The sequence below is a fragment of the Streptomyces sp. NPDC005151 genome (assembly GCF_053599875.1).
In genome coordinates, this window is sequence record NZ_JBSFYR010000174.1 from 1 (window position 1) to 7,664 (window position 7,664).

Below are 7,664 nucleotides of genomic sequence, written 5' to 3' on the forward strand. Positions count from 1 at the left end.
TGTCGTCAATCACCATGGCTCCGCCATGTCTCAATCCTCCGCCTTGCAGCTGCACGCACCCAGCCCCGCTCCTTCTCCCACCCCCCATTTGCCGGCCGGTCTTACTTGACGCCGAGACCGGCGTCGGCGACCTCGGGCTTGCCCGCGGCCTTGAGGATCTTGTTCAGCGGCTTCAGGTCGTAGATGCCCGTCAGATCCGTCTGCTCCAGCAGACCCGCCTTCACCGCGTGCGTGGCCTCCGTGTCGAGCGTGGCGGCCAGCGGGTCATCGGTGAACTGGATCGACTTCCACGCCGGGTCGAGGACCTCGGCCGGCAGCTCCTTGCCGGACAGCTCCCCCAGCGCGGTGTTGGCGGACGCCTTCGCCTTGTCCGGGTTGGCGTTGATCCACGCGTTGGTGTTGACCGAACCGCGCAGCACCGCCTCGACGACGTCCGGGTGCTCCGTGAGGAACGTCTGCGACACGATGATGTTCGTGATCACGAACATCTTGTCCGGCCAGAGCGTCGACTCGTCGAGGAGCACCTTCGCGCCCTGCGCGACCAGCTTGGAGGCGGTCGGCTCAGGGACCCAGGCGCCGTCGACGGAACCGGCCTTGTAGGCATCCGGGGTCACCTTGTTGTCCGTGCGGACCACGGAGACGTCGCCCTTGCCGCTCTGGGCGTCGACCTTCCAGCCCTTCGCGGCAACCCAGTTGAGGAACGCTACGTCCTGGGTGTTGCCGAGCTGCGGGGTGGCGATCTTCTTGCCCCTGAGGTCGTCCAGGGTCTTGATCTTCTTCGGGTTGACGACCAGCTTCACGCCGCCGGACGCCGCACCGCCGATGATCCGCAGGCTCTTGCCCCTGGACTTGGTGAAGCCGTTGATGGAAGGGGAGGGGCCGATGAAGCCGATGTCGATCGAACCGGCGTTGAGCGCCTCGATCTCGGACGGGCCCGCGTTGAACGTCGACGGCTTGACCGTCGTGCCCCCGAGCTCCTTGGCGATGATGCCTTCCTGGATGCCGACCAGGGCGGTGGCGTGCGTGAGGTTCGGGAAGTAGCCGATCTTCACGGTGTCCGCGGAGAGCTTCTTGCCGTCGGCGGAGACGTTCGCCTTCTTGGCGTCGTCGTCCTTCGCCGCGGAGCCGTAGCCGCAGGCGGTGAGCGCCACGGCGAGCAGCGGCAGGGCGGCGGCTGCGGCGAGGCTGCGGCGCAGGGCGAAACGGGTGGCAGGCACGGGAGGCGTTCCTCTCGTTGGCCCGGTGCTCACGTCCGTCGACGGTTACGGGGACGCGGCCGGGCAGTCGGCATGTTTTCGTCTGAACTGGCGGTACAGGCGGTGCGGTTGGTGCAAGCGGGCGCGCAGGCAGTGCGCGTACGTCATCGCGCACATCGGGCAACCCCGCCCTGGCCGCTGCCGAGGGCGCCGCTGCCGATGCGGCCGCCCTCCTTCGCGAACGTCGCGTAGATGTCGACAACCATCAGAAGTCCCATTCGGCGTCGTCGGCGGCCTCGGCCTCGGCCTCGGCGGCGAACGAGGCGCCCGCCATACCGGCCGTCAGCGTGGTGCCGTCCGCCGGGTCGATCAGCAGGAACGAGCCGGTGCGCCGGGAGTCCGCGTACGCGTCCAGCGCGAGCGGCTCCGCGGTACGGACGACGACCCGGCCGATGTCGTTGGCGACGAGCTGTCCGGGCGCCGGGTGCTGCGAGAGGTCGTCCAGCGTCAGCCGCGACGGGATGTCCTTGACGATCGCCTTGACCGTGCGGGTGGTGTGCTTGAGCAGCACCCGCCGGCCGACCACGAGCGGCTGGTCCGCGACGTGGCAGACGGTCGCCTCGACGTCCTGGGTGACCGTCGGCGCGTCGTCGGCCGGTGCGATGAGGTCACCGCGCGAGACGTCGATGTCGTCGGCGAGCCGGACGGTCACCGACTGGGGCGCCCAGGCGATGTCCACGCTCTCGCCGAGCGCGTCGATCCCCGCGATCGTCGACGTGCGGCCCGAGGGCAGGACCGTGACGGCCTCGCCCACGCGGAACGCGCCGGCGGCGATCTGGCCCGCGTAGCCCCGGTAGTCGGGGTGCTCGGCGGTCTGCGGCCGGATCACGTACTGAACGGGGAAGCGTGCGTGGCAGCCGGTGAGGTCGTGGCTGACCGGCACCGTCTCCAGGTGTTCGAGGACCGTCGGGCCGCCGTACCAGTCCATGTGCGCGGACGGCTCCACGACGTTGTCACCGGCGAGCGCGGAGATCGGGATCGCGGTACACCAGTTTTCCTGGGGGTCCCCCCCAGACCCCCAGCCCGGGACGCCGAGCGAGGCGGCGTATGCGGTGAACTCCTCGGCGACGGCGGCGAATACGGGCTCCGCGTAGTCGACCAGGTCCATCTTGTTGACGGCCAGGACCACGTGCGGCACCCGCAGCAGCGCGGCGACGGCGGCGTGCCGGCGGGTCTGTTCGACGACACCGTTGCGGGCGTCCACCAGGACGACGGCCAGCTCGGCCGTCGAGGCCCCCGTCACCATGTTCCGGGTGTACTGCACATGCCCCGGGGTGTCGGCCAGGATGAACCGGCGGCGCGGCGTGGCGAAGTAGCGATAGGCGACATCGATGGTGATGCCCTGCTCGCGCTCGGCCCGCAGCCCGTCGGTCAGCAGCGCCAGGTCCGGCGCCTCCTGGCCCCGGCTGCGCGAGGCGTGCTCGATGGCCTCCAGCTGGTCGGTGAGGACCGACTTGGAATCGTGCAGAAGGCGTCCGACGAGGGTGGACTTGCCGTCGTCGACGGACCCCGCGGTGGCGAACCGCAGCAGGGTCGTGGTCGACAACTGCTCGGAGATCGTGGTCATTTAGAAGTACCCCTCGCGCTTACGGTCTTCCATCGCGGCCTCGGACATCTTGTCGTCGGCGCGCGTCGCGCCCCGCTCGGTGAGCCGGGAGGCGGCGATCTCGGTGATCACGGTGGCGAGCGTCGTGGCGTCCGAGTCGACCGCGCCGGTGCAGGACATGTCGCCGACGGTGCGGTAGCGCACCTGCCGGGTCTCGACCCGCTCGCCCTCCTTGGGGCCGCCCCAGTCACCGGCGGTCAGCCACATCCCGGAGCGGTTGAAGACCTCCCGCTCGTGGGCGAAGTAGATCTCCGGAAGCTCGATGCCCTCGCGCTCGATGTACTGCCAGACGTCGAGCTCGGTCCAGTTGGAGATCGGGAAGACCCGGACGTGCTCGCCGGGGGCGTGACGGCCGTTGTACAGCTGCCACAGCTCGGGGCGCTGGCGGCGCGGGTCCCACTGGGAGAACTCGTCGCGCAGCGAGAAGACCCGCTCCTTGGCGCGCGCCTTCTCCTCGTCGCGGCGGCCGCCGCCGAACACGGCGTCGAAGCGGTGCTCCTGGATCGCCTCGGTCAGCGGCACGGTCTGCAGCGGGTTGCGGGTGCCGTCGGGGCGCTCGCGGAGCTTCCCTGCGTCGATGTACTCCTGCACGGAGGCGACATGCAGCCGCAGCCCGTGCTCGGCGACCGTGCGGTCGCGGTAGTCGAGGACCTCGGGGAAGTTGTGCCCGGTGTCGACGTGCAGCAGGGTGAACGGCACCGGCGCCGGCGCGAACGCCTTCAGCGCCAGGTGCAGCATCAGGATCGAGTCCTTGCCGCCGGAGAAAAGGATCACCGGCCGCTCGAACTCTCCCGCCACCTCACGGAAGATGTGCACCGCCTCGGACTCCAGGGAGTCCAGGTGGCTGAGTGCGTACGGATTGTCGGTGCCTTCCGACACAGTCGCGACGGTCGTCACGCTGCACCCCTCTCGCTCAGCAGCGCGTACAGCTCCGCCGCGGACTCCTGCACGGTCTGCTGGTGCGACTCGATCCGCAGGTCCGGCGACTCGGGCGCCTCGTACGGGTCGTCGACCCCGGTGAGCCCGCTGATCTCGCCCGCCGCCTGCTTGGCGTAGAGCCCCTTCACATCGCGTACGGAGCACACCTCGACCGGAGTCGCGACATGCACCTCCAGATACGCGGTGCCCTCGGCCTGGTGACGCTTGCGTACTGCGTCCCGGCTGTCCGCGTACGGGGCGATGACCGGGACCAGCACCTTCACGCCGTTGGCCGCCAGCAGTTCGGCGACGAAGCCGATCCGCTGGACGTTGGTGTGCCGGTCCTCGCGGGAGAAGCCCAGACCCGCGGAGAGGAACTCCCGGATCTCGTCGCCGTCGAGCACCTCCACCCGGTGGCCCTCGCCGCACAGCCGCCCGGCCAGTTCGTACGCGATGGTGGTCTTGCCCGCGCTCGGCAGACCGGTCAGCCAGATCGTGGCTCCCGTCTCCGTCACGCTCATCGAAGTCTCCTGATCAGTCGTCATCAGTCGTGCAGCCCGCACTCGGTCTTGCCCCGCCCGGCCCACCGGCCGGCGCGCGCGTCCTCGCCCTCCAGTACCCGGCGGGTGCAGGGAGCGCAGCCCACGGAGGCATAACCGTCCATCAGCAGCGGGTTGGTGAGGACCCCGTGCTCCGCGACGTACGCATCGACGTCGTCCTGCGTCCAGCGGGCGATCGGTGAGATTTTGACCTTCTGCCGCTTCTCGTCCCAGCCGACGACCGGGGTGTTCGCACGGGTCGGGGACTCGTCGCGACGCAGCCCGGTCGCCCAGGCCGTGTACGACGTCAGGCCCTCCTCAAGGGGCTTGACCTTGCGTAGCTTGCAGCACAGGTCGGGGTCCCGGTCGTGCAGCTTCGGCCCGTACTCGGCGTCCTGCTCGGCCACCGTCTGCCGCGGGGTCAGCGTGATGACGTTGACATCCATCACGGCCTCGACGGCGTCACGCGTGCCGATCGTCTCCTCGAAGTGGTAACCGGTGTCGAGGAAGACCACGTCGACGCCCGGGAAGGCGCGGGACGCGAGGTGCGCCACGACCGCGTCCTCCATCGAGGAGGTGACGCAGAACCGCTTGCCGAAGGTGTCGGCGGCCCACTGCAGGATCTCCGGCGCGGAGGCGTCCTCGAGTTCCCGGCCCGCTCGCTCGGCCAGCTCCCTGAGCTCCTCGGCCCCGAGCTGTCCGGTCAGCAGAGTCTCCGTCATATCCCGTCCCGTTCAACGTCGTTGCGCTGCAGTCCCCGGGTCAGCAGACCCAGGAACTTGAGCTGGAACGCGCGGTTGCAGGAAGCACATTCCCAGGCACCGTGCCCGGTCTCGTGCGGGCGCAGGTCCTCGTCGCCGCAGTACGGGCAGTAGAACGGTGCGGCGCGCTCGCTCATGACAGCGACTCCGCAGTCGCCCGCGCCGCCCAGGTTGCAAACCGCTCGCCGTCCTCGCGCTCCGCCTGGAACCGGCCCAGCACCCGCTCGACATAGTCGGGCAGCTCGGCGGAAGTGACCTTCAGGCCACGGACCTTGCGGCCGAAGCCGGCCTCCAGGCCCAGTGCGCCGCCGAGGTGCACCTGGTAGCCCTCGACCTGGTTGCCGTCGGCGTCCAGGACGAGCTGGCCCTTGAGGCCGATATCCGCGGTCTGGATGCGGGCGCAGGCATTGGGGCAGCCGTTGATGTTGATGGTGAGCGGCTCGTCGAACTCCGGCATGCGGCGCTCCAGTTCGTCGATCAGCGAGGCGCCGCGTGCCTTCGTCTCGACGATCGCCAGCTTGCAGAACTCGATGCCGGTGCAGGCCATCGTGCCGCGCCGGAAGGGCGAGGGCCTCACCTGGAAGTCGAGCGCCTCGAGTCCCGTGACGAGGGAGTCCACCTGGTCCTGCTCGACGTCGAGGATGAGCATCTTCTGCTCGACGGTGGTGCGCAGCCGGTCCGAACCGTGCGCGGCCGCCAGGTCGGCGATCCTGGCCAGCGTGGAGCCGTCCACCCGGCCGACCCGGGGCGCGAACCCGACGTAGAAACGGCCGTCCTGCTGCTGGTGGACACCCACGTGGTCGCGCCAGCGGCTGCTCGGCTGCTCGGGGGCGGGCCCGTCGATCAGCGGGCGCTTCAGGTACTCGTCCTCCAGTACCTGGCGAAACTTCGCCGGGCCCCAGTCGGCCATCAGGAACTTCAGCCGGGCGCGGGTGCGCAGCCGCCGGTAGCCGTAATCACGGAAGATCCCCACCACACCGGCCCAGACGTCCGGGACCTCGTCCAGCGGCACCCAGGCGCCCAGCCGTTCGGCGAGCCGCGGGTTGGTGGAGAGCCCGCCACCGACCCAGACGTCGAAACCCGGACCGTGCTCGGGGTGGACCACGCCGACGAACGCGATGTCGTTGATCTCGTGGACCACGTCCTGCACCGGGGAGCCGGAGATCGCGGTCTTGAACTTGCGCGGCAGGTTGGAGAATTCCTTGTTGCCGATGTAGCGGTCGTGGATCTCGTCGACCGCGGGCGTGCCGTCGATGATGTCGTCGGCGGCGATCCCCGCCACCGGCGAGCCGATGATCACACGTGGGCAGTCGCCGCATGCCTCGGTGGTGGAGAGCCCGACGGCCTCCAGCTTCTCCCAGATCGCCGGGACGTCCTCGATGCGGATCCAGTGCAGCTGGATGTTCTGCCGGTCGGTGATGTCCGCGGTGCCGCGTGCGTACTCCTGCGAGATCTCGCCGATGACGCGCAGCTGCGCGGTGGTCAGCCGGCCGCCGTCGATCCGGACCCGCAGCATGAAGTACTTGTCGTCCAGCTCCTCGGGCTCCAGGATCGCGGTCTTGCCGCCGTCGATCCCGGGCTTGCGCTGGGTGTAGAGACCCCACCAGCGCATGCGCCCACGAAGATCATTGGGGTCGATCGAGTCGAATCCGCGCTTGGAGTAGACCGTCTCAATGCGTGTCCGCACATTGAGACCGTCGTCGTCCTTCTTGAACTGCTCATTGCCGTTGAGTGGAGTGTGGTGTCCCACGGCCCACTGGCCCTCGCCACGGTGGCGTCCGGCCTTGCGGCGGGGCGTGGTGGTCGCAGGCTGTTCCGGGGTGGCGGCCATGACAGTACGTCCTTCGGGACTGCGGGAGGGCGGCTCTGAACTGCACACTCGCGCTGAGGCGCGGCGGTGCGCAGGAGTTGCGGAGAAAAGGGGAACGCGGCGGGTGCTGGGACTCTCAGCTCGCCGGACAGATGGCGCTGGACATGCGGCCGAGGTCGACGTGGCGTCGACTCGCCAAGGCAATCCCAGTTCCAGACATGACGGAAGCGTGTCACGCGAATCTCGGAGCAGTCCACCACTATCCATGATGTGGACGAGACCGTCCCGAAGGGTGAGACGATGTGGTGCCGGTCACGCTGGGGCGGGGGCGTTCCGATCCGTATGAGCCGCTAGCTCCCGGTGTGTCCGAACGGGGTTCGGTCGGATCGCCGCCTTCGGGCAACCGCACATACCCGGCAAACGCGCGGCGATCCGGCGCGGCGCTTTGCGCGGCGGGGCGCAACAGGTGGTCCCGGTCCCGGGACGGCCCTTACGGCCTCCCCCACGATAGGGAGTGGGCTCCCGACGCCCTGCGGCTCCGCTTGCGGCGTTGTCGTCGGTCACCGACGCTCCGCGTCGACTCCCTCCTCCGCCATGCCATCGAAGCCGCACGGCGCCGCTCGCTGATCCACTCCGCTACCGCGGGGGAGGCCGTTAGACCGACCGGCAATTGGGGGGAGGCGTCACGGGGCTGGGGCACGCACCTCGCGGCGTTGTCGTCCATCACCATGGCTCAATCCTCCGCCTTGCGATGCACGCACCCCAGCCCCGCTC

General features: G+C 69.5%; 8 protein-coding genes. All 8 read right to left on the bottom strand.

Annotation, left to right across the window (positions count from 1 at the left end; genetic code table 11):
• Positions 1 to 101 precede the first annotated feature (101 nt).
• Positions 102 to 1,217 (bottom strand): ABC transporter substrate-binding protein, encoded by a 1,116-nt coding sequence (locus ACWD6R_RS39045; RefSeq protein WP_451823105.1) that lies wholly within the window; start codon positions 1,215 to 1,217, stop codon positions 102 to 104.
• Positions 1,218 to 1,461: 244 nt separating this feature from the next.
• The gene (locus ACWD6R_RS39050; RefSeq protein ID WP_451823106.1) at positions 1,462 to 2,823 is read right to left on the bottom strand and encodes a sulfate adenylyltransferase subunit 1; all 1,362 of its coding nucleotides are present in this window, start codon (positions 2,821 to 2,823) and stop codon (positions 1,462 to 1,464) included.
• Entirely contained in the window at positions 2,824 to 3,759 is a 936-nt protein-coding gene (cysD, locus tag ACWD6R_RS39055) for a sulfate adenylyltransferase subunit CysD (RefSeq protein ID WP_451823107.1), read from the bottom strand.
• Positions 3,756 to 4,325, bottom strand: coding sequence for an adenylyl-sulfate kinase (cysC, locus tag ACWD6R_RS39060; protein WP_451823108.1), 570 nt, complete (start codon positions 4,323 to 4,325; stop codon positions 3,756 to 3,758). Before cysC ends, cysD begins: the two co-directional genes overlap by 4 nt.
• Positions 4,325 to 5,041: a phosphoadenylyl-sulfate reductase gene (locus ACWD6R_RS39065; RefSeq protein WP_451823109.1), complete on the bottom strand. Its 717-nt coding sequence runs from the start codon at positions 5,039 to 5,041 to the stop codon at positions 4,325 to 4,327. The genes cysC and ACWD6R_RS39065 overlap by 1 nt, the downstream gene beginning before the upstream one ends.
• Positions 5,038 to 5,217 carry a hypothetical protein gene (locus tag ACWD6R_RS39070; RefSeq protein WP_093895403.1) on the bottom strand — a complete coding sequence of 60 codons (180 nt, stop codon included), beginning with the start codon at positions 5,215 to 5,217 and terminating at the stop codon, positions 5,038 to 5,040. The genes ACWD6R_RS39065 and ACWD6R_RS39070 overlap by 4 nt, the downstream gene beginning before the upstream one ends.
• Positions 5,214 to 6,911 carry a nitrite/sulfite reductase gene (locus ACWD6R_RS39075; protein WP_451823110.1) on the bottom strand — a complete coding sequence of 566 codons (1,698 nt, stop codon included), beginning with the start codon at positions 6,909 to 6,911 and terminating at the stop codon, positions 5,214 to 5,216. The genes ACWD6R_RS39070 and ACWD6R_RS39075 overlap by 4 nt, the downstream gene beginning before the upstream one ends.
• A 115-nt stretch (positions 6,912 to 7,026) precedes the next feature.
• On the bottom strand, positions 7,027 to 7,110 hold the full coding sequence (locus ACWD6R_RS39080) for a putative leader peptide (RefSeq protein ID WP_451823111.1): 84 nt from the start codon (positions 7,108 to 7,110) through the stop codon (positions 7,027 to 7,029).
• Positions 7,111 to 7,664 lie beyond the last annotated feature (554 nt).

Bases quoted from the DNA above. Each gene is read 5' to 3' on its own strand.
- ACWD6R_RS39050 (WP_451823106.1), bottom strand. From the start codon at position 2,823: ATGACCACGATCTCCGAGCAGTTGTCGACCACGACCCTGCTGCGGTTC.
- cysC (WP_451823108.1), bottom strand. From the start codon at position 4,325: ATGACGACTGATCAGGAGACTTCGATGAGCGTGACGGAGACGGGAGCC.
- ACWD6R_RS39065 (WP_451823109.1), bottom strand. From the start codon at position 5,041: ATGACGGAGACTCTGCTGACCGGACAGCTCGGGGCCGAGGAGCTCAGG.
- ACWD6R_RS39070 (WP_093895403.1), bottom strand. From the start codon at position 5,217: ATGAGCGAGCGCGCCGCACCGTTCTACTGCCCGTACTGCGGCGACGAG.
- ACWD6R_RS39075 (WP_451823110.1), bottom strand. From the start codon at position 6,911: ATGGCCGCCACCCCGGAACAGCCTGCGACCACCACGCCCCGCCGCAAG.
- ACWD6R_RS39080 (WP_451823111.1), bottom strand. From the start codon at position 7,110: ATGTCTGGAACTGGGATTGCCTTGGCGAGTCGACGCCACGTCGACCTC.